The organism is Mycobacterium neumannii, assembly GCF_048452905.1.
Taxonomy (GTDB): Bacteria; Actinomycetota; Actinomycetes; order Mycobacteriales; family Mycobacteriaceae; genus Mycobacterium; species Mycobacterium neumannii_B.
On record NZ_JBCGVF010000003.1, the window covers coordinates 918,498 to 944,583 of the forward strand.

24 protein-coding genes are annotated in these 26,086 nt (G+C 67.9%); 8 read left to right on the top strand and 16 right to left on the bottom strand.

Features of this window, described 5'->3' with window-relative positions; translation table 11 throughout:
* Positions 1–12 precede the first annotated feature (12 nt).
* A complete protein-coding gene (locus AAHH99_RS10720) occupies positions 13–1,236 on the top strand; it encodes an NADH:flavin oxidoreductase (protein WP_418768610.1) in 1,224 nt (407 codons plus the stop codon).
* Here the strand turns inward: AAHH99_RS10720 and AAHH99_RS10725 are convergent.
* Both AAHH99_RS10725 and AAHH99_RS10730 read right to left on the bottom strand, forming a co-directional pair.
* Complete coding sequence (locus AAHH99_RS10725) at positions 1,203–1,619, bottom strand: hypothetical protein (RefSeq protein ID WP_418768611.1); 417 nt, start codon at positions 1,617–1,619, stop codon at positions 1,203–1,205. The genes AAHH99_RS10720 and AAHH99_RS10725 overlap by 34 nt on opposite strands.
* Before the next feature lie 68 nt (positions 1,620–1,687).
* Positions 1,688–2,251 carry a TetR/AcrR family transcriptional regulator gene (locus AAHH99_RS10730; protein ID WP_418768612.1) on the bottom strand — a complete coding sequence of 188 codons (564 nt, stop codon included), beginning with the start codon at positions 2,249–2,251 and terminating at the stop codon, positions 1,688–1,690.
* 50 nt (positions 2,252–2,301) lie between these two features.
* On the opposite strand from AAHH99_RS10730, the gene AAHH99_RS10735 reads away from it, so the two are divergent.
* Positions 2,302–2,697, top strand: a complete 396-nt coding sequence (locus tag AAHH99_RS10735; protein WP_418768613.1) for a nuclear transport factor 2 family protein — start codon at positions 2,302–2,304, stop codon at positions 2,695–2,697.
* A 51-nt stretch (positions 2,698–2,748) separates the two neighbouring features.
* The gene (locus AAHH99_RS10740) at positions 2,749–5,382 is read left to right on the top strand and encodes an FHA domain-containing protein (RefSeq protein ID WP_418768614.1); all 2,634 of its coding nucleotides are present in this window, start codon (positions 2,749–2,751) and stop codon (positions 5,380–5,382) included.
* Positions 5,383–5,404: 22 nt separating this feature from the next.
* On the opposite strand, the gene AAHH99_RS10745 is transcribed toward AAHH99_RS10740, so the two are convergent.
* The 6 genes from AAHH99_RS10745 to AAHH99_RS10770 all read right to left on the bottom strand — a co-directional run bounded on the left by AAHH99_RS10745 (position 5,405) and on the right by AAHH99_RS10770 (position 10,780).
* Complete coding sequence (locus tag AAHH99_RS10745) at positions 5,405–5,968, bottom strand: pentapeptide repeat-containing protein (protein WP_418768615.1); 564 nt, start codon at positions 5,966–5,968, stop codon at positions 5,405–5,407.
* A 4-nt stretch (positions 5,969–5,972) separates the two neighbouring features.
* Complete coding sequence (locus tag AAHH99_RS10750; RefSeq protein ID WP_418768616.1) at positions 5,973–6,575, bottom strand: GTP-binding protein; 603 nt, start codon at positions 6,573–6,575, stop codon at positions 5,973–5,975.
* Positions 6,556–6,927: a DUF742 domain-containing protein gene (locus AAHH99_RS10755; protein WP_418768617.1), complete on the bottom strand. Its 372-nt coding sequence runs from the start codon at positions 6,925–6,927 to the stop codon at positions 6,556–6,558. Before AAHH99_RS10755 ends, AAHH99_RS10750 begins: the two co-directional genes overlap by 20 nt.
* A 7-nt stretch (positions 6,928–6,934) precedes the next feature.
* Positions 6,935–7,381 carry a roadblock/LC7 domain-containing protein gene (locus tag AAHH99_RS10760; RefSeq protein WP_418768618.1) on the bottom strand — a complete coding sequence of 149 codons (447 nt, stop codon included), beginning with the start codon at positions 7,379–7,381 and terminating at the stop codon, positions 6,935–6,937.
* Positions 7,378–9,912, bottom strand: coding sequence for an ATP-binding protein (locus AAHH99_RS10765; RefSeq protein WP_418768619.1), 2,535 nt, complete (start codon positions 9,910–9,912; stop codon positions 7,378–7,380). Before AAHH99_RS10765 ends, AAHH99_RS10760 begins: the two co-directional genes overlap by 4 nt.
* A gap of 262 nt (positions 9,913–10,174) precedes the next feature.
* On the bottom strand, positions 10,175–10,780 hold the full coding sequence (locus tag AAHH99_RS10770; protein ID WP_418768620.1) for a class I SAM-dependent methyltransferase: 606 nt from the start codon (positions 10,778–10,780) through the stop codon (positions 10,175–10,177).
* A 50-nt stretch (positions 10,781–10,830) separates the two neighbouring features.
* On the opposite strand from AAHH99_RS10770, the gene AAHH99_RS10775 reads away from it, so the two are divergent.
* Positions 10,831–11,295, top strand: coding sequence for a tRNA (cytidine(34)-2'-O)-methyltransferase (locus tag AAHH99_RS10775; RefSeq protein ID WP_418768621.1), 465 nt, complete (start codon positions 10,831–10,833; stop codon positions 11,293–11,295).
* A 14-nt stretch (positions 11,296–11,309) separates the two neighbouring features.
* Here the strand turns inward: AAHH99_RS10775 and AAHH99_RS10780 are convergent, their stop codons facing one another.
* Positions 11,310–11,948: a nitroreductase family protein gene (locus AAHH99_RS10780; RefSeq protein WP_418768622.1), complete on the bottom strand. Its 639-nt coding sequence runs from the start codon at positions 11,946–11,948 to the stop codon at positions 11,310–11,312.
* 22 nt (positions 11,949–11,970) lie between these two features.
* Between AAHH99_RS10780 and AAHH99_RS10785 the strand changes: the two genes are divergently transcribed.
* Positions 11,971–12,387: a TIGR03667 family PPOX class F420-dependent oxidoreductase gene (locus AAHH99_RS10785; protein WP_418768623.1), complete on the top strand. Its 417-nt coding sequence runs from the start codon at positions 11,971–11,973 to the stop codon at positions 12,385–12,387.
* Here the strand turns inward: AAHH99_RS10785 and AAHH99_RS10790 are convergent.
* Together AAHH99_RS10790 and AAHH99_RS10795 are read right to left on the bottom strand one after the other, a co-directional pair.
* Complete coding sequence (locus AAHH99_RS10790) at positions 12,384–13,526, bottom strand: MFS transporter (RefSeq protein ID WP_418768624.1); 1,143 nt, start codon at positions 13,524–13,526, stop codon at positions 12,384–12,386. The genes AAHH99_RS10785 and AAHH99_RS10790 overlap by 4 nt on opposite strands.
* Positions 13,527–13,543: 17 nt before the next feature.
* Positions 13,544–16,840: an error-prone DNA polymerase gene (locus AAHH99_RS10795; RefSeq protein ID WP_418768625.1), complete on the bottom strand. Its 3,297-nt coding sequence runs from the start codon at positions 16,838–16,840 to the stop codon at positions 13,544–13,546.
* A gap of 256 nt (positions 16,841–17,096) precedes the next feature.
* Between AAHH99_RS10795 and AAHH99_RS10800 the strand changes: the two genes are divergently transcribed.
* Positions 17,097–18,581 (top strand): DUF222 domain-containing protein, encoded by a 1,485-nt coding sequence (locus tag AAHH99_RS10800; protein ID WP_418768626.1) that lies wholly within the window; start codon positions 17,097–17,099, stop codon positions 18,579–18,581.
* Here AAHH99_RS10800 and AAHH99_RS10805 read toward each other — a convergent pair.
* Both AAHH99_RS10805 and AAHH99_RS10810 read right to left on the bottom strand, forming a co-directional pair.
* The gene (locus AAHH99_RS10805; protein ID WP_418768627.1) at positions 18,578–19,462 is read right to left on the bottom strand and encodes a universal stress protein; all 885 of its coding nucleotides are present in this window, start codon (positions 19,460–19,462) and stop codon (positions 18,578–18,580) included. The two genes, AAHH99_RS10800 and AAHH99_RS10805, sit on opposite strands and share 4 nt — an antisense overlap.
* Before the next feature lie 57 nt (positions 19,463–19,519).
* On the bottom strand, positions 19,520–20,389 hold the full coding sequence (locus AAHH99_RS10810) for a MaoC/PaaZ C-terminal domain-containing protein (RefSeq protein ID WP_418768628.1): 870 nt from the start codon (positions 20,387–20,389) through the stop codon (positions 19,520–19,522).
* A gap of 55 nt (positions 20,390–20,444) precedes the next feature.
* On the opposite strand from AAHH99_RS10810, the gene AAHH99_RS10815 reads away from it, so the two are divergent.
* Together AAHH99_RS10815 and AAHH99_RS10820 are read left to right on the top strand one after the other, a co-directional pair.
* The gene (locus tag AAHH99_RS10815) at positions 20,445–22,439 is read left to right on the top strand and encodes an SDR family oxidoreductase (protein WP_418768629.1); all 1,995 of its coding nucleotides are present in this window, start codon (positions 20,445–20,447) and stop codon (positions 22,437–22,439) included.
* A 24-nt stretch (positions 22,440–22,463) separates the two neighbouring features.
* Positions 22,464–23,504: a nucleoside hydrolase gene (locus AAHH99_RS10820; protein WP_418768630.1), complete on the top strand. Its 1,041-nt coding sequence runs from the start codon at positions 22,464–22,466 to the stop codon at positions 23,502–23,504.
* On the opposite strand, the gene AAHH99_RS10825 is transcribed toward AAHH99_RS10820, so the two are convergent.
* Genes AAHH99_RS10825 through AAHH99_RS10835 form a run of 3 tightly spaced genes read right to left on the bottom strand, consistent with a single transcriptional unit; the run spans position 23,501 to position 26,061 of the window.
* Positions 23,501–23,728: a DUF6480 family protein gene (locus AAHH99_RS10825; protein WP_064394324.1), complete on the bottom strand. Its 228-nt coding sequence runs from the start codon at positions 23,726–23,728 to the stop codon at positions 23,501–23,503. The genes AAHH99_RS10820 and AAHH99_RS10825 overlap by 4 nt on opposite strands.
* Positions 23,729–23,757: 29 nt before the next feature.
* Positions 23,758–25,323 carry a DNA polymerase Y family protein gene (locus AAHH99_RS10830; protein WP_418768631.1) on the bottom strand — a complete coding sequence of 522 codons (1,566 nt, stop codon included), beginning with the start codon at positions 25,321–25,323 and terminating at the stop codon, positions 23,758–23,760.
* A gap of 54 nt (positions 25,324–25,377) precedes the next feature.
* The gene (locus AAHH99_RS10835; protein ID WP_418768632.1) at positions 25,378–26,061 is read right to left on the bottom strand and encodes a hypothetical protein; all 684 of its coding nucleotides are present in this window, start codon (positions 26,059–26,061) and stop codon (positions 25,378–25,380) included.
* Between the last annotated feature and the right edge of the window lie 25 nt (positions 26,062–26,086).

Consider the following 26,086-nt stretch of genomic DNA (forward strand, 5'->3'; position numbering starts at 1 on the left):
TGCTCTGAGACTATGAACACTGCGCCCAATGTGTTCACCCCGGCCAAGCTCGGCCCGGTGACGCTGCGTAACCGGATCATCAAGGCGGCGACGTTCGAGGCGTCGACGCCGAACGCGCTCGTCACAGACGAACTGATCAACTTCCACCGACTGCCCGCCGCCGGCGGAGTCGGGATGACGACGGTCGCCTACTGCGCGGTCGCACCCGGTGGGCGCACCGACGGCTGGCAGATCTGGATGCGCCCCGAGGCGGTGCCGGGACTGAAGCGGCTGACGGAAGCGATTCACGCCGAGGGCGCGGCGATCAGCGCGCAGATCGGCCATGCCGGCCCGGTGGCGAATGCGCGGACCAACAAGGCCACGGCGCTGGCGCCGATCCGCTTCTTCAACCCGCTGTCGATGCGGTTCGCCAAGAAGGCCACGAGTGAGGACATCCGGGACGTCACCGAGGCCCACGCCAACGCCGCGCGCCTGGCGATCGAATCCGGTTTCGACGCGGTCGAGATCCATCTCGGCCACAACTACCTGGCCAGCTCGTTCCTCAGTCCGCTGCTCAACCGCCGCACCGACGAGTTCGGCGGCTCGCTTGAGAACCGCGCCAAAGTCGCCCGCGGCGTCGTCATGGCGGTGCGGAGCGCGGTGGAGAAGGAAGGCGCCCCGATCGCGGTGACCGCGAAGCTGACCATGACCGACGGTGTGCGTGGCGGCATTCCGATCGAGGAGTCGCTGCAGACCGCGAAATGGCTCGAGGAGGACGGCGGCCTGGACGCCATCGAGCTGACGGCGGGCAGTTCGCTGGTCAACCCGATGTACCTGTTCCACGGCGACGCGCCGATCAAGGAGTTCGCGAATGCGTTCAAGCCGCCGATCCGGTGGGGCATCCGGATGACCGGCAAAAAGTTCCTGCGCCAGTACCCCTACCGGGACGCATTCCTGTTGCGCCACGCCCAGAAGTTCCGCGCCGAACTCAAGATGCCGCTGATCCTGTTGGGCGGCATCACCAACCGAGAGTCGATGGACCTCGCGATGGCCGAGGGCTTCGACTTCGTGGCGATGGGACGCGCGCTGCTGGCCGAACCGGACCTGATCAACCGCATCCAGACCGACAGCTCGGTGCAGTCGATCTGCGATCACTGCAACAAGTGCATGCCGACGATCTACAGCCACACCCGCTGTGTGCTGACCGGGGCGCCGGACAACTATCAGCCGTCGACGGCGGGCCGCGGCTCGACGTAGGCCACCATCGGTTCGGTCACCAGCACCTGGTCTCCGGCGGTCACGACGAGTTCCTTCGGCGAGAACGTATATGTGGCGCCCTCGTTCTCGACGGTGAAGACGCCGTCACTGTTTTCGACGGCAGGCGCGGTCAGCACCAGACCGTCGCTCATCCGCACCCCGCGGTACTCATAACTGCTGCCCCGTTCGCAGATCGCGACGAGCGCGAACTGGGTGCGGCCCAAAGCCGCTGGCTGCCATGGCGCCTCGCAACGGGCTTCGGAGTCGACGAACCCGCGGGCGTCGATCGCGATGGCGCCTTGCGCATCGACCGTCGGCGCCAGGAACGCCGCCACGACACAGAGCCCGCCAATGCCGAAGACCATGAAAGGCGCCCGAGACACCATGACCTATGGTGACCACGTTTCGTCGCCATAAGCGCGCGACTCGCCGGACGACCGGCAAACTTTCGTCAAACGGGCGGTATGAGCGCTTCGGCGCATTCGGTGACGATCGCATCCGCGCTCGGCGGAATCGCCGCCCCCGATAGCAGGTGCCTGCGCACCACGGCGTAGGGGATGTCGATCACGGCCGCATTGACCCGGTCCGCCTCGGCGTGCAGGCCGGCCAGCAAGCGCCGCAGGCGGCGGTGCAGTCGACGCCTCCTGGCGTGCAACTCCGAAGGCCACCCCGACGCGCACAGCGCATCGGCGCCCGCGAGGAGGACCGCCGCCTCCGCCGGATGGTCCCGGCACCACCCAACCGTGTGACGGGCTGCAGCGACACATCGCGCCCGGGTACCGGCAGGACCGCTCAGCGCTTCCGCGAAGCCGGCGATGAAGCGCTCCTCGGTGCGCATCCACAGTTCGCCACAGAGCGCCGCCCGTCCCGAGAACCGGTGATACATCGATCCGCTGGGCGCACCCGCCGCACGCGCCACCGCCAAAATCGTCAGCGCGGCCGGTCCTCGTTCAGCGACCACCGCGGCTGCGGAGTCCAAGAGGTCGTCGACGGTGAATCGGGCAGGACGCGGCACCGCTCCAGCGTATAATAGAGAGGGCTCTCTAATACGCAGAGGAGGTTGCCGTGTCCACTCCCATCGATGTCGCCCGACGGTTCTACGGTGCGCTCGCCGGCGCCGACGGCCCAGAGCTCTTCCGGTTGCTGACCGACGATTTCGTCGGCACGGTCAGTACCGGCATGCCACACGGTGTCGGCGGACAACACCACGGCTCGGCCGACATGATCGTCGGAGTCTGGGGCCGCATCGCGTCGCTGTACGACATGCACGTCGACCCGGCCGAGTACCTGGCCGTCGACGACGAGCGCGTCGTGGTCGTCGGCCGGTACTGGGGCCCCGCACGCGACGGTCGAACCGACGTCGACGCGGCGTTCGCACACGTCATCACCACGCGCGATGACCGCATCGCGGCCTTGCATCAGATCACCGACACCGCAAGGTGGAACATTCCTCGCTCGTGACCGCGTGGTCGGAGCACCGGGTCGGACGTGCCACCGTTAGAGTTGGCGTCGATGAGCCGACCCGCCCCGCCCGCGCTGACCGTTCGGTACGACGGATCGACCCGAACCTTCGCGGCGGGCAATGACGTCGTCATCGGCCGCGATCTGCGCGCCGACGTTCGCATCGCCCATCCGTTGATCTCCCGTGCGCATCTGGTGTTGCGCTTCGATCAGGGCCGCTGGGTCGCGATCGACAACGGCAGCCTCAACGGAATGTTCGTCAACAACCGCAGGGTTCCCGCGGTCGACATCCACGACGGTCAGACGATCAACATCGGCAATCCCGACGGTCCCCGACTGACTTTCGAGATCGGCCGACATCAGGGCGCGGTGGGCCGGACACCGACCGTGGCGGTGCCGATCGCCAACCAGCGACCGACGGGCAACTACCCCACCGCGCCGCCGCCCCCGCCGGTTTCGGGTCCGCACTCGGCTCCGCACACCGCACGGCCATACGGTCCGCCGCCGGGTCAGGCGCGTCCGCAACCGACCTATCCGAGTGCGCCTCCCCCGCCCCGGCACCCCAGCACGCCGCAGCCCGCGGCCTATACGAGCCCTCAACAGCCGGTGCGTCAGGTGATATCGTCCCCGGCGCTCGAGTCGGCGACGATGATGGGACCGACCGCGGCTCCGCGCTCCAGCGAGGGCAACCTCGCCACGAGCATGCTCAAGATCCTGCGCCCGGGAACCAGGCCGCCGGACAACGTCCCCGGCGCAGTCAAGATCGGTCGAGCCACCGACAACGACATCGTCGTGCCCGACGTGCTGGCGTCGCGCCACCACGCCACGCTGGTGCCGACGGCGGCCGGTACCGAGATCATCGACAACCGCAGCATCAACGGCACGTTCGTCAACGGTGCACGCGTGGAGTCCGCGCTGCTTGGCGACGGTGACACGGTCACCATCGGCAACATCGACCTCGTCTTCTCCGGCGGCACACTGGTCCGCCGCACCGAGAGCGAGGCCGCGACCCGCACCGGCGGGCTGGAAGTGCACGGCGTCACATGGACCATCGAGAACAACAAGACGCTGCTGGACAACATCTCGATCGCCGCGCGGCCGGGAACTCTGACCGCGATCATCGGCCCGTCGGGCGCCGGTAAGTCGACGTTCGCGCGGTTGGTCGCCGGCTACACCCATCCGACGACGGGCGCGGTGACCTTCGAGGGCCACAACGTGCACGCCGAATACGCGTCGCTGCGCTCCCGGATCGGGATGGTTCCCCAGGACGACGTCGTGCACGGTCAGCTGACGGTGCGTCAGGCGCTGATGTATGCAGCGGAACTGCGCCTGCCGCCGGACACCACGAAGGCCGACCGGGAACAGGTCGTCATGCAGGTGCTCGAGGAACTCGAGATGACCAACCATCTGGAGACCCGCGTCGACAAGCTCTCCGGCGGCCAGCGCAAGCGCGCTTCGGTTGCGCTCGAACTGTTGACCGGCCCGTCGCTGCTGATCCTCGACGAGCCGACCTCGGGTCTGGACCCCGCACTGGACCGCCAGGTGATGACGATGCTGCGGCAACTGGCCGATGCCGGGCGCGTCGTGCTGGTCGTCACGCACTCGCTGACCTATCTCGACGTCTGCGACCAGGTCCTGCTGCTGGCGCCCGGCGGAAAGACCGCGTTCTACGGGCCGCCCAGCCAGATCGGCCCGTCGATGGGCACCACCAACTGGGCCGACATCTTCAGTTCGGTGGCCAGCGACCCCAACGCGGCCAACGAACGCTTCCTTTCCCAGCACGGGCCTCCGCCGCCGCCACCGCCGACCGAGGAGCCGTCCGATCTGGGCAGCCCGACGAGTACAAGCGTGCGGCGACAGTTCTCGACGATCGCGCGCCGACAGGTGCGACTGGTGGTGTCCGACCGCGGCTACTTCGCGTTCCTGATGCTGCTGCCGTTCATCATGGGCGTGCTGTCGCTGTCGGTTCCCGGTGACGTCGGGTTCGGCGTGCCGGTGCCCGCGATGCAGGGCGGCGCGGCGCCCAACGAGCCGGGCCAGATCCTGGTCATGCTCAATGTGGGCGCCATCTTCATGGGCACCGCGCTGACCATCCGGGCGCTAATCGGTGAGCGGGCGATTTTCCGCCGCGAGCAGGCCGTCGGATTGTCAACGACCGCATACCTTTTGGCGAAGGTGTTCGTGTTCACCCTGTTTGCGGTAGTCCAGTCGGCGATCGTGACGGCGATCGCGATCATCGGTAAGGGTTGGGGTCCCGGCGCCGTCGACAGCGGGGCATTCATCGGCAACCGCAGCATTGAGTTGTTCGTCGACATCGCGGTGACGACGGTGGCCGCGGCGATGGTGGGCCTGGCGCTCTCGGCGTTGGCCAGGTCCAACGAACAGATCATGCCGCTGCTGGTGGTGGCGATCATGTCCCAGCTGGTGTTCTCGGGCGGCATGATCCCGGTGACGGACCGGATCGTGCTCGATCAGATGTCCTGGTTCACTCCTGCCCGTTGGGGTTTCGCGGCTTCGGCCTCGACGATCGACCTGATCCGGTTGGTGCCCGGTCCGTTGACACCCAACGACCGACACTGGGATCACAGCGCGGGAACGTGGCTGTTCGACATCGGCATGCTGGCGCTGATATCCATCGGCTACACGGCGTTCGTGCGCTGGCGGATTCGGCTGAGCAGCGCTTAGCGATATCCGTGCGTGGTGGCGATCATTCCCCGTGGATGTTCAGGCCGTGCGCTGCGGCGAACGCCAAGGCTTGATCGACGTCGATCTTCACGCCGGTGAGGGCGGCGGTGGTCCATAGTGACGGGTCGGTCCTGGCGCCGCGAAGGTCGGCCTCGTCGAGTCGCAGGTTCTGCACCCGCGCCCCGCTCAGATCCGCGCCGCGCAACACCGCCTTGCGCAGATCGGCGTCGACGAGCCCGGCCTCGCGCAACCGGCATCCGGTGAGATCTAATCCCCGCAGGTCACATCCGCCGAGGACGGCCAGCGTCAAGTCGACGTCGACCAGCGTCATGGGCCGAAGGCGGCTCCCGGTGAATACCGATCCGAGCATGCTGCACTGCCGGAATACGCTGTGGTGCAGGGTCGCTCGCTCGAACCGGCAGTTCCGAAACGCCGAACCGACATGCTCGGATTCGGTGAGGTCGACGCCGCGGAAATCACATTCGTCGAACACCACACGTTCGGTGCGTAGCCTGCTGAGGTCGTCGTCGCGGAAGTCACGGCCGGTGTAGTGCTCGTCGCTCCACAGTGTTTCGTCGGGGCGCACTCGATCAACCGGGCAGGGAGGTCAGGTTCGCCAGAGCGTACTCGGTGATCGCAATCAACGCCGCCTTGGCGGACTGCCGCTCACGCGCGTCGACGGTGATCACCGGAACGTGCTCGCCAAGCGCCAACGCCTGACGTACCGCGGCGGCGGGATGCCTTGGCGCGCTGTCGAACTGGTTGATCGCGACGAGGAAGGGCAGGTTGCGGGCCTCGAAGAAGTCGACCGCGGCGAAGCTGTCCTGTAGACGCCGCACGTCGACCAGGATGATGGCTCCGATCGCGCCGCGGACGAGGTCGTCCCACATGAACCAGAACCGGCGCTGACCGGGCGTGCCGAACAGGTACAACACCAGGTCATCGGCCAAGGTGATGCGACCGAAGTCCATCGCCACCGTCGTCGTGTTCTTCTCGGGCGTGGCTTCCAGCGCGTCGACGCCCGCCGAGGCGGTGGTCACCAAGGCCTCGGTCCGCAGCGGCATGATCTCGGAGACCGCGCCGACGAACGTCGTCTTCCCGGCGCCGAAGCCACCCGAGATGACGATTTTCGACGAAGCCGGCTGCCCCGATGGTTTCGGTGCCCGGCGCTCCTCAAAGTGCCTTGAGGCCACGCAGTGTCCTTCCTATCAACTCACGTCTTTCGTCGACGTCGGTCGACTCGCCCAGGGTGCTGCCGACCGCCACATAACCCTGCGTCACGAGATCCCCGATGAGCACCCGCGCCACGCCGAGCGGCAACGATAACTTCACAGCGATCTCGGTAACCGACGGGTGGTGGACGCACATCGCCACGATCTGCCCGCGCACGTCGTTACCCGGCCAGCGTGGCGGCTTGGCCGAGTCGACCGTCTCGATCGGCGCCTCCAGCGGCAGTGAGACGCGGGAGTCGGTACGGCCCGCGGTCAGGATGTACGGCCGGACCAGGCTCGGCTCGGCCGCGACGTCGCCCTCCCACTGGTCCATCGGCCGCTCACGAATGTTGGGGTGCGCGCCGTCGCGCCGACTGGACGACCGTGCCCACCCGCTCGACCAATACCGCCATCTCGTAACCGATCTGGCCGATGTCGCAGTTGCGTGCCGCCAAGGTGGCCAGGTTCGAGCCGTCGCCGACGCGCATCAACAGCAGGTAGCCGTTCTCCATCTCGACCACCGACTGCAGCACGTGGCCGCCGTCGAAGAGTTGTGCCGCACCCGTGGACAGGCTCGCCAGTCCGGAGGCCACGGCCGCGAGTTGGTCGGCCCGCTCGGTCGGGATGTGCTCGCTGGCCGCCATCAGCAGCCCGTCGGCGGATACCAGCACCGCGTGGGTCGCCCCCGACACTTCACGGGCGAATTTGGAGACCAGCCAATCGAGCGAGTCGCGCTGCGTCGAACGTGCCGGCCCAGCGGCGACATTCGGGCCTGGCGAGTACGTCATTCGGTATCGGTTCCTCTGGTCTCTCGTGCGTGCGAGCGGCCGGCGTGCACCCCGCCGAAGTGGCTGCTGATGCTGGCGCGAACGGCGTCAGGATCGCGTTGCGAGGCTCCCGGTTCCGCGCCCAACTCAGCCGCCGATGCTACCTGGCCGGTCTGCGCGGCGCCCGGCACGAGGCGGGCACCCGGGGTGCGCACCGGAAGCCCGTCGTCGGTGACTTCGGTGATCGGGGCCTCGTCGGCGGCGGCTGCGGCCGACCAACCGTGGTCCCAGACCGATTCCCAGTTCAGGTCCTCGCTGTTGGCGAGTTCGGTCGGGTCCACCAGCCACTCCGAGAGCATGCTCTGGTAGATCGAGTCGTCGGCATCGGCCGTCTCCGCCGCTTGCGTCCGCGCCGCGAAGAAGCTCGAGGTGTCCGTCGGCCGGCCGGCCGGTTCCGGCTCCTCGACTTCTTCGAGCGGGGTGGCCGCGATACCGCTGGAGCCGGGGTTGCGCTGCGGCAGGGCAGCGATCGGCGCCTCAGAGTGGCCGTTGGCGTGCCTCGGCTCGTCGAGCGCCAGCGCCGTCGCGATCCCCGCATGGGCGTCGGCGGGCGTGGCGTACTCGGGCTCGCTGAACTGGTGCGGCTCCCCGGGTCGCCTCAACAACTCGCTCGGCACGTACACACCCGCGGTGGTGCCCGAATCCGGCTCGCCACCGATGGTGGACCGCAACCGGACCACCAGCCCATGCTGCGCGGCGAGGCGACCTACGACGAACAACCCCATGTGCCGCGCGGTGTACGGGTCGACCTGTCCGCCCGACTGCAGGCGGGTGTTGGCCACCCGCAGATCCGACTCGGTCATCCCGAGCCCGATGTCACTCACCTCGATGACCAGTCCGCCGTTGGCGGTGTGCACGGCCGACACCCGCACCTGCGAGATCGGCGGCGAGTAGCGCAGCGCGTTGTCGAGCAGCTCGGCGAGCAGGTGGACCAGGTCACCGGCGACCGCGCCGACGACCTCACTGTCGGGAACGGTCGCGGTGACGACCCGGGTGTAGTCCTCAACCTCGGAGGCCGCGGCGTTGATCACCGCGGAGACCGGAACCGGCTCGGCCTGCTCGCGAGGAACCCTCGCGCCGGACAGCACCAGAAGGTTCGCGCCGTTACGTCGCATCCGGGCGGCCAGATGGTCCAGCCGGAACAGGCTCTCCAGCCGCTCGGGGTCCTCCTCGTTGCGCTCCAGCCGGTCGATCAATGCCAACTGCTGGTCGACCAGTGAGCGGCTGCGCCGTGAGAGTGTCTCGAACATGTCCCCGATCTGCAGCTGCAACCGCGACTGTTCGGCGGCAAGGAAGACGGCTTGCTCGTGCAGTTCGTCGACGGCGTGGGCGACTTGGCCCACCTCCTCGGTCGTGTGCACCGGGATCGGGGTGATCTGCGACGCGTCACCACCGGCACGCACCCGCTCGATTTCTGCGCCGAGGTCTTCATGGGCGACCTTGAGCGCGCTGTCGCGCAGACGCCGCAGCGGTCGCACCAGGGTGCGCGCCACCAGGAACACGATGATCAGCGCGAGCAGCATCGACACACCGACGATGACCGCATCGCGGATCAAAGTGGTGCGCTGAGCGTCGGCTCGATCCCGCACGGCCGACGTGACCGCGCCGGTGGTCCGCTCGATGATCTGGGAGGCGATCTGATCGGTTGCGGCCACCGATCCCAGCAGTTCGGGGTTGTTGACCAGCGGCACCGTCGGGTCCGTCATCAGCGCCATCCGCTTGACGAACTCGGCCTGCAGGGTCTTGGCCTCAGGCGATCCCACCCCTAGTACCTGGTTCATACCGAACAGCGTCGACGGCTCGGTGCCGGCAAGTGCGATCACCGCGGTCCGCAACTCGGGCTCGGGCAGCTCGGCACCGCGGGTGAGGGCGAGCGTCTGCATTGTCATCTGGCCGCGCGCCCCGATCGCCCGGGCCAGCCCGACCGTCTCCGCGCGGATGCGTTCGTCGTCGACGCGGACCGAGCCGGTCACCGCATCCTCGGCGGGCAGCAGTAGCAGCGCGTACGCCTGGATGCTGTCGCGCAATCCGACGCTATTCGAGGTGACCCTGTTCATCAGCGCCTGACCGTCGTCGATCATGGTGGTGATGCCCTGGCGGACGTCCGGCGCGACGTCGGTGGCCTCCATCCGGAGCTGGAGTTCACGACGGCTGCTGTCGAATCGGCTCAGCGCGGCTTGCATGTCACCGTTGGCCGAGGTGGCCAGCATCGCCGCTTCCAACGCCTCCATGTAGCGCTCGATCGCGGGCACCATTTCGGCGCGTTCGGCGGCGCGGCGTAGATCGGCCTCCGCGGTCACGTCGCCGTAGATGCGCAAGCCGCCGAACGTGGCGGCCACGATCAACGGCACCAAGACGATCGCGAGCACTTTCCACCGGACCGGCCAGTTGGACAAGGCAAACCGCGACGGCCGTTTGACCGGTCGCTCGGGTTCACGCCGGAGGTCGATCAGCGCGCCGTCGGACTGCTTGAGTTGGGTAAACACGCTCATCGGCGCATGCCCGTTCGCAGGGCCGGCTTCATCGTCAGCGATGGCGCGTCATTCATGAGACTTCCCACTGATTTTCTACTGATATGCCCACCCCGGCGGGCCTGTTCCGGCCCTGGCAATTGGACGAGTATGCCAGCGATGTGCGGCCGAATCCACCATTCTTACTGAACAGACAGAGTTCATAACCGCAGGTGAAAGGCAGTGTGAGGATTCCGAGCGCATACCGGGACCCGATTGTGATGCTGCCCTGTCGCGCGGCCGCCTACGCCGGGCGGAGGATCGCGACGAGGAAGTCGGAGTCGTCGGTGAACGGCCGCATATCCCACGTGGACAACAGCAGATCCGGCGCGAGACCGGCGTTCGAGGCGTCGTCGAAGAAGTCGGCGAACGCGTAGTCGCGGCCGGTGCCGAAGCCGATCACCGCCCGCCCGTCGTCCTTGAGATGGGCGCGCAGCCGGGTGAGCACCTCGCCCCGGGTGCTCGGCGCCAGGAAGGTCATTACGTTGCCCGCCGACAGGATGACGTCGAATCTCTCGGTGATCCCCCGTGCGGACAGGTCGAGCTCGGCGAGGTCGCCGACGAGCCACTGTGGGCCCGGATGGTCCTGTTCGGCCGCCTCGATCAGCGCTGGGTCGACGTCGACGCCGACGACGCGATGACCGGCGGCGGCGAGGTAGCCGCCCAGACGGCCGGGTCCGCAGCCGGCGTCGAGGATGTGCGCTCCGCGGGGAACCATCGCGTCGACGAGGCGCGCCTCCCCCACCAGATCGTCGCCCGCTCGCGCCATCGCGCGGAAGCGCTCGATGTACCACTGCGAATGACCGGGGTCGGCCGCCACCTTCTGCATCCAAAGGCTCTTCGCGACCATGCGAGCATTATCCCTTCGCCCCGAAAGCGCTCTCCACCGAGAGGTGCCAGTTGTTCAGATTGATGTTCTACTCACCGCGCATCGCGCCCAATACGGGTAACGCGATCCGGATGGTGGCAGGGACGGGATGCGAACTGCACCTCGTGGAACCGATGGGGTTCGATCTGTCCGAGCCGAAGCTGCGGCGGGCCGGCCTGGACTACCACGATTTGGCGTCGGTGACCGTCCACCGCGATCTGGCCGCCGCGTGGGAGGCGCTGGCGCCGGAGCGGGTCTTCGCCTTCACCGCCCACGCGACGATGTCGTTCACCGACATCGAGTACCGGCCTGGTGACGTGCTGATGTTCGGTCCAGAACCGTCCGGCCTCGACGACGTGACGCTGGCCGACCGGCACATCACCGCACAAGTGCGGATTCCGATGCTGGCGGGCAGGCGCTCACTGAACCTGTCGAACGCAGCCGCCGTCGCGGTCTACGAGGCGTGGCGCCAGCACGGATTCAGCGGCGCGACCTGAGCATCACCAGGTACTCACCATGAGTCGAAGTGGACGATCTGCTCGACGGGCAGCCGCTTGGCCGGACGGAAATCGGTGCCCTTGGTGTAAGCGATCGGGAACAACCCGGCCTGACGGTATTGGTCGAACGGGATACCCAGCACGTCGGCGGCCAGCTTCTCCCCCTTACCGACCAGATGCAGTGTCGTCCACGCCGATCCGAGGCCGCGCGAACGCAAGGCCAGCATGAAACTCCACACCGCGGGCAGCAGTGAACCCCAGAACCCGGCGCTTCCCGCGGTGGCGACTTCGGGACTGCCCTCCAGGCAGGGGATCAGCATGACCGGCACTTCGTGCAAGTGATCGTTGAGGTACTTGGCGGATTCGGTGACGCGTGGGCGTTGCTGATCGCGTGCGTCACCGTAGGTGGGTTTGGGCGCGTCGAGGTAGGGCGTCGCGTTGTGCCGATAGATGTCGGCGAGGGCCTTCTTCTTGTCCAGATCTTCGACGAACATCCACTGCCACCCTTGGGCGTTCGATCCCGTCGGCGCCTGGATGGCGAGCTCCAGACATTCGAGCAGCACTTCCCGCGGTACCGGCTTCTCGAGATCGAGCCGCTTGCGCACCGAACGCGTGGTGGTTAGGACTTCGTCGACAGACAGGTTCAGGATCATTTTCCGAGACTACATTCGCGGTATGGCAGTCAATTTCACCCAGGAGGTCGTCGATCGACTCTCGTCCGACAAGCACGGCTGGCTGACCACAGTGGCCAAGTCGGGACAGCCCGTGCCGCGTTTGGTGTGGTTCTACTTCGACGGCACCGACGTGCTCGTCTACACGGAACCGGGCGCCGCAAAGGTCAGACATATCAGGGCGCATCAGCGGGTCAGCCTGAACTTGGACTCCGATGGAAACGGCGGCGGGATCATCGTCGTCGGCGGAACCGCAACCGTCGATGCCGAGGACGCGAATCCACTGCAGGACGAACGGTATCGCGCAAAATACGGGGAGTACGCGGCCCGCCTCGGTTTCAGCGACGAGTTCCTCGCCGCCTACGACACGCGGCTGAGGATCAGCGTCGACAAGGTCTGGACCACGCCCACCGGGGGTTAGCGCGCTGCAGGCGCCGGCGCTGTTTTCGCGGGCCGCACCGCAAGCGCACACAGGCCGACCGCGGCGATCGCAGAGAACGCGGCCCGTCCACCGGCCAGGTCGATGAGCGCGCCGACTACGGGCGCCCCGAGGGCTTGACCGGCCGCGAGCGTGAAGAACGACAGGCCGACCCCGGATGAGGTGCTGTCGGAATACAGCCGGGCGCTCCACAGCAGCGCCAAACCCGTCAACGCGATGTATGCCCCACCGAACAGTGTGGCGCCCGCGATAATGACGCCGAGGTTCCACGGCGCGGCCGCCAACAGCGCCGTTGCCGAGGCCATCGCGACGGTCGCGCTCACCCAGGCCCACTGCAGACCGATCCGCTGCACCACATCACCCGCGAGCGCGCCGACGATGCCTGCTGCGCCGATGACGATCCACAGCAACGACGAGCGCGTGGCGTCTGCCCCGCCGACCGTGGTGATCAGGTCGCGGCCGAAGGTCCACACCGCAACGCTGCCGACGCCCGTCAGCAAGGACGCCAGCAGCAAGCCGAAAGTGCCTGTGCGCCAAAGCGGCTCGATCCGCTTCGCTGCGCGCTGCGAGGAGGCGGGTACGGCGTAATACACCCAGACCGTCACCGCCGCCGACACCAGGGCATACACCACCCACGCGGCGCGCCAGTGGCTCAGCAACAGCAGAGCGATCGGCGCCGACAGCACCACACCGATTCCGGTGCCGCCGTTGACGACGGTCTGGGCGCGTTCGGCCGTGTTCGGCGGCAGGTGTTGGGCGACCGCTGCGGCCAGAGGCGGCGAGACGATCCCGGTGCTGCAGCCCGCGACCAGCACGCCTACCGCGAGCACATACGCCGAGGGAGCCAGCGCGATGATGGAGATCCCCAGTGTGGCAACGACTCCGGCGGTGACCGCGACCCGGCGCGGGCCGATGCGGTCGGTCAGCAGCAGGCTGGCGGTGATCGCCGCGCAGTAGCCGATGTAACTGCCCGCACCGATCACGCCGGTGATGGTGGGGCTCAAGCGGAAGGTCTCGCCGAACACCGGGCCGAACAGTCCGTAGGAGAACCGCCCGAAGCCGTAGCAGCAGGCGATCAGTGCGGTGCCCGCACCGACGAGGAGGTAGACGGGTCGCCGCACCGCTCAACCGTAGCGGGCTAGCGGAAGTCGCGAGACTTGGAGCCGATCGCCAAGGTGAGCTTGCCCATCCGCTCGGCGACGACGGTGACGGCGCCGGTCGCGTTCTGCACCTGACCCCGGATCAGCAGTGCCGGAGCCGTTTGCGCAAGCTTGCGGTGTCGCACCCACACCCCGCGCGAGCAGATGACGTTGACCATTCCGGTCTCGTCCTCGAGGTTGAGGAAGGTCGCCCCTTGCGCGGTCGCCGGCCGCTGCCGGTGCGTCACCGCCCCGGCCACCAGCACGCGGGTGCCGTCGGGCACGTCGAGCAGGCTTCCCGCCGGGATGACACCGAGGTCGTCGAGATCCTCTCGAAGGAACTGCGTCGGATAACTGTCGGGTGAGACACCGGTCGCCCATACGTCGGAGGCGGCCAGCTCGAGTTCGGTCATACCCGGCAGTGCGGGAATGCGCGACGAGGCGCCCACGCCCGGCAGCCGGTCGGGTCGTTGGCTGGCGGCCGCGCCCGCCGCCCACAACCCTTCGCGACGGGAGATGTCGAAGCAGCCCAGGGCTCCGGCGGTGGCCAGCGCCTCGGTCTGCGGCACCGACAGCTGCACCCGCTGCGTCAGGTCCAACAGGGAAGTGAACGCGCCGTTGGTCTTTCGCTCCTCGACGAGCTGCTCGGCCAGTTCGTCGCCGATGTGCCGGACCGCCCCCAGGCCCAATCTGACCGCGTTCCCGGTGTCTTCCAAGGTCGCGTGGGCCAGGCTGGCGTTGACGTCCGGTCCATGCACCGTGACACCGTGCCGGCGGGCGTCGGCCACCAGGGTCTGCGGTGAGTAGAAGCCCATCGGCTGGGCCCGCAGCAGCGCGGCACAGAACGCGGCGGGGTGGTGCAATTTGAACCACGAGGAGTAGAACACCAGCGACGCGAAGCTCAACGAATGACTCTCGGGGAAACCGAAATTCGCGAAAGCCTCCAGCTTCTCGTAGATGCGGTCGGCGATTTCGCCGGTGATGCCGTGGCGCTGGCGCATACCGTCGTAGAACCTGCTCCGCAGTCGGCGCATCCGTTCGGTCGACCGCTTGGATCCCATCGCGCGGCGCAGTTGGTCGGCCTCGGCGGCGGAGAAACCCGCGCAGTCCACCGCGAGCTGCATGAGCTGTTCCTGGAACAACGGCACCCCCAGCGTCTTGTGCAACGCCGGCTCCATCGACGGGTGGTCGTAGGTGACGGGTTCTTCCCCGTTGCGTCGCTTGATGTACGGATGCACCGACCCGCCCTGGATGGGTCCGGGCCGGATCAGAGCCACCTCGACGACCAGGTCATAGAACACGCGGGGCTTGAGCCGCGGCAGGGTGGCCATCTGGGCCCGCGACTCCACCTGGAACACCCCGACGGAGTCCGCCTTCTGCAGCATCTCGTACACGGCGGGCTCGGACAGGTCCAGTTTCGCCAGGTCGACGTCGATACCCTTGTGCTCGCGCACCAGGTCGATGCAGTAGTGCAGCGCCGAGAGCATACCGAGGCCGAGCATGTCGAACTTCACCAAACCGATTGCCGCGCAATCGTCTTTGTCCCACTGTAGTACGCTGCGGTTCTCCATTCGGGCCCATTCGACCGGGCACACGTCGGCGATCGGCCGATCGCAGATGACCATGCCGCCGGAATGGATGCCCATGTGCCGGGGCAGGTTGGAGATCTGCTTGGCCAGGTCGATGACCTGCTCGGGAATGTCTTCAGTGTGCGGCGCCTCGGCGAGGTTGCCCCACTGACCGAGTTGTTTGCTCCAGGCGTCTTGCTGGCCTTGTGAGAAGCCGAGCGCGCGGGCCATATCACGTACCGCGCTGCGACCCCGGTAGGTGATGACGTTGGCGACCTGCGCGGCGTAGTCGCGACCGTAGCGGTCGTAGACGTACTGAATAGCCTTCTCGCGCAGATCCGATTCGATGTCGATGTCGATGTCGGGTGGGCCGTCGCGCGCCGGGGACAGGAAGCGTTCGAACAGCAATTCGTTGGCAACCGGGTCCACGTTGGTTACACCGAGCGCGTAGCAGACCGCGGAATTGGCCGCCGATCCCCTGCCCTGGGCCAGGATGCCGTTCTCCTTGCAGAACCGGGTGATGTCGTGGACCACCAGGAAGTACCCGGGAAAAGTCAGCTGCTCAATGACTTTCAACTCATGGTCGATCTGCGCGTACGCGCGCGGCGCCCGCTGCGGTGGGCCGTATCTCCGGTGCGCGCCCTCCATCACCAGATGACGTAGCCAGCTGTCCTCGGTGTGGCCGTCGGGGACGTCGAACGGCGGTAATTGCGGTGCGATCAGCGCAAGACCGAACGCGCACTGCTCACCGAGGTCGGCCGCGGCCGTCACCACCTCTGGCCGGTCGGCGAACAGCCGGGCCATCTCCGCACCCGACCGCAGATGCGAACCGCCCAGCGGGGCAAGGTAACCGGCGGCATCGTCCATCGAGTGCCGGGCGCGGATCGCCCCCATCGCCATGGCCAACCGACCCCGCGACGGTTCGGCGAAATGCGCGGCAGTGGTGGCGACCACGCTCAGGCCGAACCGGGGCGCCAACTCGGCGAGGGCGGCGTTGCGTTCGTCGTCGCAGGGGTGCCCGTGGTGAGTGAGCTCGACGCTGACCCGGTCGCGGCCGAAGCGGTCAACCAGGTCGGCCAGCGCCGTCGCGGCAGCCTCCGGACGGCCTCCTGAAAGCGCTTGTCGGACATGCCCTTTACGGCAGCCGGTGAGGATGTGCCAGTGTCCGCCTGCGGCCTCGGTCAGCGCGTCGTAGTCGTAGTGCAGCTTGCCCTTCTCACCGCCGGCCAGGTGTGCCTTGGCGAGTTCGCGTGACAACCGCCGGTAGCCTTCGGGGCCGCGCGCGAGCACCAGCAGGTGCGGGCCGGGCGGATCGGGGTCTTCGGTCCGGTTGCCCCCGCCCAGGGACAGCTCGGCGCCGAAGACCGTCGACATCTCCAGTTCCCTGGCGGCTTCGGCGAAGCGCACCACGCCGTAGAGGCCGTCGTGGTCGGTCAGCGCGATCGCCCGCAGGTCCAGTCGGGCGGCCTCCTCGACCAGTTCCTCCGGCGTGCTGGCGCCGTCGAGGAAGCTGTAGGCCGAATGTGCGTGCAGTTCGGCGTAGGGAACCGTCGACGTGGGTCGCTCGAGGTCGAGCGGCTGGTACTCCCCCCGCTTGCTGGACCAGGCCGGGCTGTCGCCGCCGTCGCCGATCTGCTCGTCGATGGGCCAAGCGCCGGCGCGGCGCGGTTTGCCGTTGAGCACCCGCTCCATTTCCGCCCAGCTCGGCGGCCCGGTATGCCAGCCCATGCTTGCAGTGTATCGAACTTGTGTTCGAACAGCGCCCTTCGTTCGATACCGCGTTGACTCATCAGAAATCCGCGCGTACGCCTGGCGGATCGGGTTGACGTTGGCGCAGCGCGCCCGGTTACGCGAGGCAACGAATCCACCTACGCGCAAGTCTTGCGAGCGCACATTATCCCCAAGACCAGATTCATCCACAGGTTGGGCGACGGAGTGCGCCGGCGGCCGATCCGCGTCTGCCCCAGTGGCTAAATTCGCTAGTATGTTCGAACAGCTGGTCGAAGCGGCCCACGGCACTAGCGGTGCCGGAGCGGCCGGTGCGTGGGCGCGCATCGAGAACGCCGCCTGCGCGCGCCGGCTCTCGGCGGCGGCCGATGTCTTGGATCGGATGTACGCCGCCGACGGCTCGGCCGAGCGCGACCAATGGATCCTCGACAACTACGCCGCCGTCGCCGCCGAGATCGCCCCAACCCAGCATGTGTCGCTGGGATTAGCCGCGTCCCAGCTGGCGATCGCGGTAGCCCTGCGTGACCGCTTCCCCGGCGTTAACGCTGTGTTCATGACCGGCGCCATCTCGTACCGCGAGGTCGCCGCAATCGTGTCGCGTACCCGTTTGGTCCAAGACGACGACGCGCTGGCTGGAGTCGACGCCGCGATCGCCGGGAACGTCGAGGAGTGGACGACGCTGTCGTTGATGAAGTTGCACACCAAGATCGACTACTGGATCGACCGCTTCGATCCCGCCGCGGTGCGCCGCGCCGAGAACAGCTCGCGCAGCCGCTACGTCGATGTCAGGGACAGCGGCAACGGCACGGGTGTTGCCTACATCGAGGCGACGGTTTACGCCCACGACGGCGAGTTGATCGACCAACGCCTCGATGCTTTCGCCGCGACGGTGTGCGAAAACGATCCCCGCACTCAAGAGCAGCGCCGCGGCGACGCCCTGGCCGCGGCGGTCAGCGGCGCCCAAGGGTTGCCGTGTGCGTGCGGTTCGAACGAGTGCCCCGCTGGGGGTCTCACAGCCAGCAACGTGGTGGTGCACGTCGTGGCGAGCGAGGACACGCTCAGAGATGAGACCCCAGTCGAATTGGATGGGGAGAAACCTGCCGAGGCGGTCGAGCCCGACGATCCCACGCTGGCCGGTCCTGCTGCGACGGGTCCGGGGTATGTGATGGGCCGCCGAGTGGTGCCGGCACCGATCGTGGCCGCCAAGCTGGCCGTCGCCAGGCGTCGACCCGTGAGACATCCCGGTGATGCCGCTCCGGAGAAGCGACGTATTCCCTCGGCGGCACTGGCATGGTTCGTCCGCTGCCGCGATCTAACCTGTCGTTTCCCGAACTGCGACAAGCCGGCCACCCAGTGCGACATCGACCACACCATCCCCCATCCACGGGGTGCCACACAGGCGTCAAACCTCAAATGCCTGTGCCGAACTCATCACCTCTGTAAGACGTTCCTAGGATGGCGGGACCGACAGCATCCTGACGGCACCGTCGACTGGCTCTCCCCAGGCGGCCAGAAGTACACGACCCATCCCGGCAGCAGGCTGCTGTTCCCGTCGCTGTGCCGGCCGACCGCCCCCGCGGTCGTCGACCCCAGCGTCGACCTACTCGACGACGCGGTCCGGTGCTTGAAGATGCCCCGCCGCAAGCGACCCCGCGAGCAGAGCCGCGCCGACGCCATCGAAGCGGAGCGTCGACGCAACCAGCCGTACGCCGACGAGCGCAACAGACCTCCGCCGTTCTAGGGCAAGTCGTCGGGGCCGAGTTGTTCGCGCGGCACCACCACCATGGGGACGTCGAGCACCCGCAGCATCTTGGCCGCCTTCGAGCCGAGGAACAGACGCCGTGGCGCGCTGAGCCGGCTCGACCCGACCATGATCAGGTCTCCGTCCTGCCAGTCCAGCTTGCCCACAGCCTCCTCGATCGTCCGACCTTCTACGATCATCGAGGTCACCGGGAAATCTTGCGGTAGCTCGGATTTCGCCAACTCGTGGACGTGGCGTGCATGAGCGAGAGCATGCTCTCGTACCGCGTCACCGTCGCCGCGCAGTGTCCCAAACGTGGGGTCCAGGGCCACCAGGGATACCAGACGCAGCGGCGTCCCCGCCACCCGACTGTATTGAACAGCGATGTCCAGCAACACATCTGCGCCTTCTCGCTCGCCGATCGCACATGTCGCTTCGCGTGCGCGGTCGACGGGCGAGTGTCTCGTCCCCCGGGGCGCCACGGCCACCGGTAACGGAGCAGAGTGCAACAGCCCGTTGACGGTCGATCCCAGGGAGTAGCTGGCGACCAGGCCACCCGATCCGCCGACGACGATCATGTCGGCCTCGACGCGCGCCGCTTCCTGGATCAGCGCATCAGCGGGCGAGTCGTCGACGCGGACGTGGCTGCGCACGACGATGTCGTCGGGCACCGATGCGCGAGCCTCCTCCAACCACTGTTCGGCCTGCGCGACGAGGTGCTTCTCGAAGTCGCCGACCGGCTTGATCGATGGCGTCACCCGGTCCGGCGGCAGCACCATGCACAGATCGAGGTCGGCGCCGAGGGTTCGGGCGAACCGCACACCGAGCGCCAGCGCATCCGCACCGCCGGGAGTGGCCAGGTATCCAACGACGAGCCTCATGGTCGATCATCCTTTCAACCTGGAGCGCCGGTCGCCCGTGGATCGACCAAATGCGCGTCAGTCGCGAAACTCGGCGGCACCGTCCTCGAGAACGAGGCGCGAGTTCGAACCGTCGGGTTCGGCAGCCTCGGTGCGGAACGCCGCGCGACCAGCCTCGGTCCGCCAGATCGAGGTGGTCAGCGTCTCCCCGGGGAACACCGGCGAGGTGAACCGGGCGTCGATCGCGCTGACCTTCGTCGCGTCACCACCGCCGAGTTCGGCGACCAGGGCGCGACCCGCGACTCCGTAGGTGCACAGCCCGTGCAGGATCGGCTTCGGGAAGCCGGCCAGTTCCCGGGCGAACCACGGATCGCTGTGCAGCGGGTTGCGATCGCCCGACAGCCGGTAGATCAGCGCTTGATCTTCGCGCGTGGGCAGAGCAATTCGGGCATCGGGCTCGCGGTCGGGTATCTCCGGAGCGGCGGGCCGCTGCCCTGGTTGGCCGCCGAAGCCGCCCTCACCGCGGATGACCGCGGTGGTGAAGGTCTCGGCGACGACCTTCGACGTATCGGGATCCGTACCGGTCGCCTTGAGCATGACGATCGCGTTCTTGCCCTCACCCTTGTCCTGGATGTCGGCGACCTCGGCCACGACGCTGAGCTTGCCCGCCGGTTTCAGCGGTTCGTGCAGCCGGATCCCCTGCGAACCGTGCAGCAGCATCGCGAAGTTGAACGAGCCGACCAGGCCGACCGCCGCGAACGGCAGGCAGGCGATCACCGCATAGGTCGGCAGCACCTGTTGCTCGATGCCGTGACTGTTCTCGGTGGTGAACGCCAGATCAGCGGTGCCCGCGCCGACGCCCAGCGCGTACAGCAGCGTGTCGCGGTCGGTCCATTCGAACAGTCGCGGGTCGGTCTTGGCGCCGATGGCGTTGGGGTCGAGAGGCATACCTCGAACGATATCCGCATTGACGTCTCGCCCGCGGGGGTCCACGATGGCTCGCATGCGCTATGTCGTTACCGGCGGTACCGGGTTTATCGGTAGACGGGTCGTGACGCGGTTGTTGGCCCGCAGCGACGACGCCGAGGTGGTGATCCTCGTCCGCCGGGGCTCGCTGTCGCGATTCGAGCACCTGGCCGCCAACTGGGGTGAACGCGTGAAACCCCTGATCGGCGACCTCGGAGAACCGCACCTTGGACTCACGCCCGACGACCTCACCGACATCGGCGCCGCCGATCACGTTGTGCACTGTGGCGCCGTCTACGACATCACCGCCTCCGACGCCGACCAACGTGCCGCCAACGTCGACGGCACCCGCGCGGTGGCCAGCATGGCGTTGCGGCTCGACGCGACGCTGCACCACGTGTCGTCGATCGCCGTCGCAGGCACCTTCCGCGGCGAGTTCACCGAGGACGACTTCGACGTCGGCCAGGACCTGCCCACCCCGTATCACCGGACCAAGTTCGAGGCTGAACAGCTGGTCCGCACGGCCCCCGGTTTGCGGTACCGCGTGTACCGGCCTGCCGTCGTAGTGGGCGATTCGAACACCGGCGAAATGGACAAGATCGACGGCCCGTACTACTTCTTCCCGGTGCTCGCGAAATTGGCCAAGTTACCGTCGATCGCGCCGATCGCCCTTCCCGACACCGGCCGAACCAACCTCGTGCCGGTCGATTATGTGGCTGACGCTCTCGTCGCTCTCATGCACCTGCCCGACCGCGACGGTGAGACGTTCCACCTAACGGCACCGAAATCGATTGGGCTGCGCGGCATCTACCGCGCCATGGTCAAGACCGCCGGGCTTCCACCGCTGCACATGTCGCTGCCCCGTTCCACGGCGACGCCCCTGCTGAGGGCCACCGGCCGCGTGAAGGTGGTGCGCAACATGGTGGCCACCCAACTCGGCCTGCCCGCCGAGATACTCGACGTCGTTGACCTGATGCCGACGTTCACCGCCGAGCGCACCTCACGAGCTTTACGCGGCACAGGAATCGAGCCTCCCGCATTCATCGACTACGCGCCGGTGCTGTGGCGCTACTGGGCCGAACATCTCGACCCGGACCGTGCGCACCGCGATGATCCCCGCGGTCCGCTGATCGGCAGGCACGTGATCGTCACCGGCGCATCGAGCGGGATCGGCCGGGCTTCGGCCATGGCCATCGCCGAACGTGGCGCGACCGTATTCGCGTTGGCGCGCAACGCCGATGCGCTCGACGAACTGGTGGCCGAGATCCGCGCCGACGGCGGGCATGCGCACGCGTTCACCTGTGACGTCACCGACTCGACGTCGGTGGAGATCACCGTCAAGGACATCCTCGGCCGGTTCGACCACGTCGACTATCTGGTGAACAACGCGGGCCGATCGATCCGCCGTTCGGTGATCGCCTCCACCGACCGCCTGCACGACTACGAGCGGGTGATGGCCGTCAACTACTTCGGCGCGGTGCGGATGGTCCTTGCGCTGCTCCCGCATTGGCGCGAAAGGCGCTTCGGTCACGTGGTCAACGTGTCCAGTGCCGGAGTGCAGGCACGCAACCCGAAGTACAGCTCCTACCTCCCGACGAAGGCTGCCCTCGACGCGTTCGCCGACGTGGTCGCGACCGAGACGCTTTCCGATCACATCACGTTCACCACCATCCACATGCCGTTGGTGCGCACTCCGATGATCGTCCCGTCGCGCCGGCTCAATCCCGTTCCAGCGATCAGCGCCGAGCACGCCGCGGCGATGGTGGTGCGTGCGCTGATCGACAAGCCGGCCCGGATCGATACACCACTGGGCACGCTCGCCGACTTCGGCAACTACCTCACGCCGAAGCTGTCGCGGCGGATCCTGCACCAGCTCTATCTCGGGTATCCCGACTCGGCTGCGGCCCGGGGCGTACCGACACCCCCGTCGGCCTCGCTCACCGCGCGACGCCCCAAGCGGCCCGCCCGGCCCGTGCGAGTTCCGCGGCCGGTGAAGTCCGCGGTGCGCCTGGTACCGGGTGTGCACTGGTAACCGCGGATCCCTATCGTTGGCGGAGTGAGCCAGCCCGTCTTCGTCGACGTCGACACCGGCGTTGACGACGCGATGGCGTTGGCATACCTGTTCGCCAGTGACGACGCCGAGGTCGTCGGTATCGCATCGACGGCGGGAAATGTTCCGGTACAACAGGTTTGTCGCAACAACCTCGGTCTGCTGGACCTGTGCCGAATGCCGGAGATCCCCGTGTCGAAAGGGTCCGAGCAGCCCGTCAGCTCGCCGCTGCGTACCGCAGAGGACACCCACGGTCCAGAGGGGATGGGGTACGCGCAGCTGCCCGCCGCCGAGCGCGGGCTCACCGAGTACGACGCCGCCGAGGCATGGGTGCGCGCCGCTCACGCCCATCCCGGCGATCTGATCGCGATCGCCGTCGGCCCACTGACCAATCTCGCGCTGGCGCTTCGCTCCGAACCCGCCCTTCCCACGCTGCTGCGCCGGCTGGTCATCATGGGTGGTGCGTTCGACTACCGCGGTAACACGACCCCGGTCGCCGAATGGAACATCAGCGTGGACCCGGAAGCCGCCGCCGAGGTGTTCACGGGATGGACGACCGCGTGGGGAGCCGAGAAATCCGCGCACCTCCCAATCTTGTTGGGCCTGAACCTGACCGAGCACATCGCGATGACACCCGCCCTGTTGAACCGGCTGGCGGAGGAGGCCGGAGCGGAGTCGGTGGCGATGAGCGTGTCCGACGACCGCGGCACCCGGTCGGCGTCGGACAACCCGCTTATCGCGGTGCTGGAGGACGCGATGCGGTTCTACTTCGAGTTCCATTTCGACCAGGGCGAGGGTTATCTGGCACATCTGCACGATCCGCTGGCCGCGGCGGTGGCGCTGGACCCGGACCTCGTCACGTACCGGCCGACCACCGTCGACGTCGAGTTGACGGGCACACTGACCCGCGGCATGACCATCGCCGACTGGAGCAACCGGTGGGGCCGGGAACCCAACGCACTCATCGGCGTTGACGTCGACCCGGGAGCGTTCTTCGACCGGTTCATCGCGCGCGTCGGCGCGTTCGCGCGACGGCTGAACGGTTAGAGGATCACCGACACCACGACGGCCAGGAACAACAGCAGAAAGATCGCGAGCGCGATGACGCTGACGACGGCTGTCGGTGTCCACCGGTGCCGCGGTCGCGACTCGACGGCACCCACACCGGAGATCTGGTCGGAGTCGGGGGGTGTCGACCCCGGCGGCACTCCACCACCGGGTTCGAGGTCCGGTGTGTTGGACGGTTCTGGGTCGGGCGGTATGGCGGTCATCGACGCACGGGTACCCCCTCACGCGGTCGTCATTCATAAATCCCTTCGACGTACCACCGCCGCTGCCGGTAACACAGCAGCAAGGCCTGCCCCGGCTGGGTCTCGCGTAAGGACCCGTCGTCGAGCAACACCTGCGCACGGGCGGTGCGGCCGGCTTTGCGGCCCTCCGGATCCCACCACCGTTCGTCAACCGGCCACGGTCCCGCCCACCAGGTCAATCTGCCCGCCTTGACGGCCTTGCCCGGCGCGTCCAACCGCGCGGGATCGGTGGAGAACAGGCCACGAGCGGTCACCCGCACCGGACGGCCGTCGGCGTCGAACAACTCGACCGGATCGTCGAGCAGCACGGTCGGCGACGGTTCGGGCAGCTGGCCCGGCCACGGCTGACGCGGATCGGCCCGCGGCACCTGCTCATCCCCAAGTGGGGTTAACGTGATGCGCTCGGCAGGGCCTCGACCGCCGCTGAGCACCGGGACCTGCACCGCCTCCGGCCCGAGCAGGCCCTGCACACGCACCAGCGCGCGACGGGCGCGCAGTCGATCCTCTTCACCCAACCCGCCCCACAGCGGCAGCTGCAGTGCTTCGGCCGACACCACCTCCACCGGGCGCAACCGGATCACCGTGATGGGCGCGGTGGGCCGGTCGTTGGGGTTGCGCCTGTTCAGCCAACCGTCGAGCTGCCAGCGCACCCGGTCGGCGGTGGCGTCCTCGGTCAGCGGTTCGGCACAACGCCAAACTCGTTCCAGCTCTTCACCATTGGCGGTGCGCGCGTGGATGGCCAGCCGGGTGCATCCCACACCTGATGCGGCCAGGGTGCGGTGCAGGTCGGCAGCCAGCGACCGTCCGGCGAAAGCGGCGGCGTCCACCCGGTCGATCGGCGGATCGCAGTCCATGACGGCGTCGAGGTCGGGATCGGGATCCCGGCCGGACGGACCACGGGTGGGCTCACCACAGGCGAACTGGTGCGCGGCCACCGCGTCGGCCCCGAACCGCGAGGCCACATCGCTGCGGGACAGCGCGGCGAACTGTCCGATGTTGCGAATTCCCATGCGCCACAGCAGGTCCGCCAGGTCCTCCCGGCCGGGGGCGGCCAGGCTGGGCTCGGTGGCCAACTGGCGGATCGACAGCGCCGACAGGAAGAGCGCATCCTGTCCGGGCTCGACGATCCGCCCCGCCCGCGCGGCGAAGACCGCAGTGGGCAACTGGTCGGCGACTCCCACCTGACATTCGGCGCCGGCGGCGGCCACCGCGTCGACCAATCGCTCAGCGGCGGCCTGTTCGGAGCCGAAGTAGCGGGCCGCCCCTCGGACCGGCAGCACCAGCAGGCCCGGCCGCAACACCTCGGCACGCGGCACCAAGTCGTCCACCGCGACCGTGACGTTTTCGAAGTGGCGGGCATCGCGCGCCGGATCGGCGGTGACCACATGCAGTTCGGGGCACCGGGCTTGGGCTTCCCGGCGACGCAGCCCGCGTCGCACTCCCGCCGATCGGGCCGAGGCCGAACAGGCGATGACCCGGTTGGCCAGCGTCACCGCGATCGGGACGGTCTGCGGCAGGTCGGCTGCGGCCGCCGCGGCGACGGCCGGCCAGTCCATACACCAGATGGCCAGAACGCGCGACCGCGACGAGTCGCGGGAAGAGCGGGCCACTCATCCGCCTACCGCGCGGACGGAACCGAACGACCGCCCCCATGCCCGGGTGGCCAGCCGGACCCGGCTGATGCGGCCGAAGCCCGGTCGCCCCTGTCCGGTGATCTCATAGCCGCACACCGAGGCCTCCAACCGGGCCGACGCCCCCTGCCAGTCGCCACCGGTGACCAGCAGCGTGCAGCCCTTCTGGCGGGCCCGAGCCACCACCGCTCGCGCGCGGGTGGCCGGCACCGACCGCCCGCCCAGGCCGAGCACCACCAGATCCATACCGTCCATCAGCACGGCCGCGACTTCGACCGGATCGGCGCCTGGTTCGGGGATGACCGCGATCCGGCTCAGGTCGGCGCCCATCTCCACGGCCGCCAGCAGGCCGACGTCGGGTTGGCCGACGATTGCGGCGTGCCCGCCCTCCGCCGTCACCGCCGCGACCATGCTCAGAGGCAGCGACCTGGCCCCCGAGACCACCGCCACCGTCCCGCGCGGCAACGGTGCCGGAAGCACCCCGTCCAGCGATTCGGGCATCGGCAGCAAAGTTTCCGAGTCCGGAAGCGGCTCGTTCGTCGGCGCCGTTCCACGACGGCTGCCGCCCACCTTGCTGGATACCGCCGCCATCTTGTGACGCAGGTGTTCCACCTGTTCAGCACGGGTAAGCTGACGCTGATCCAGGCTCGCGGCGGCTGTCACAACAGCACCTCCCGCATCGTCTGCC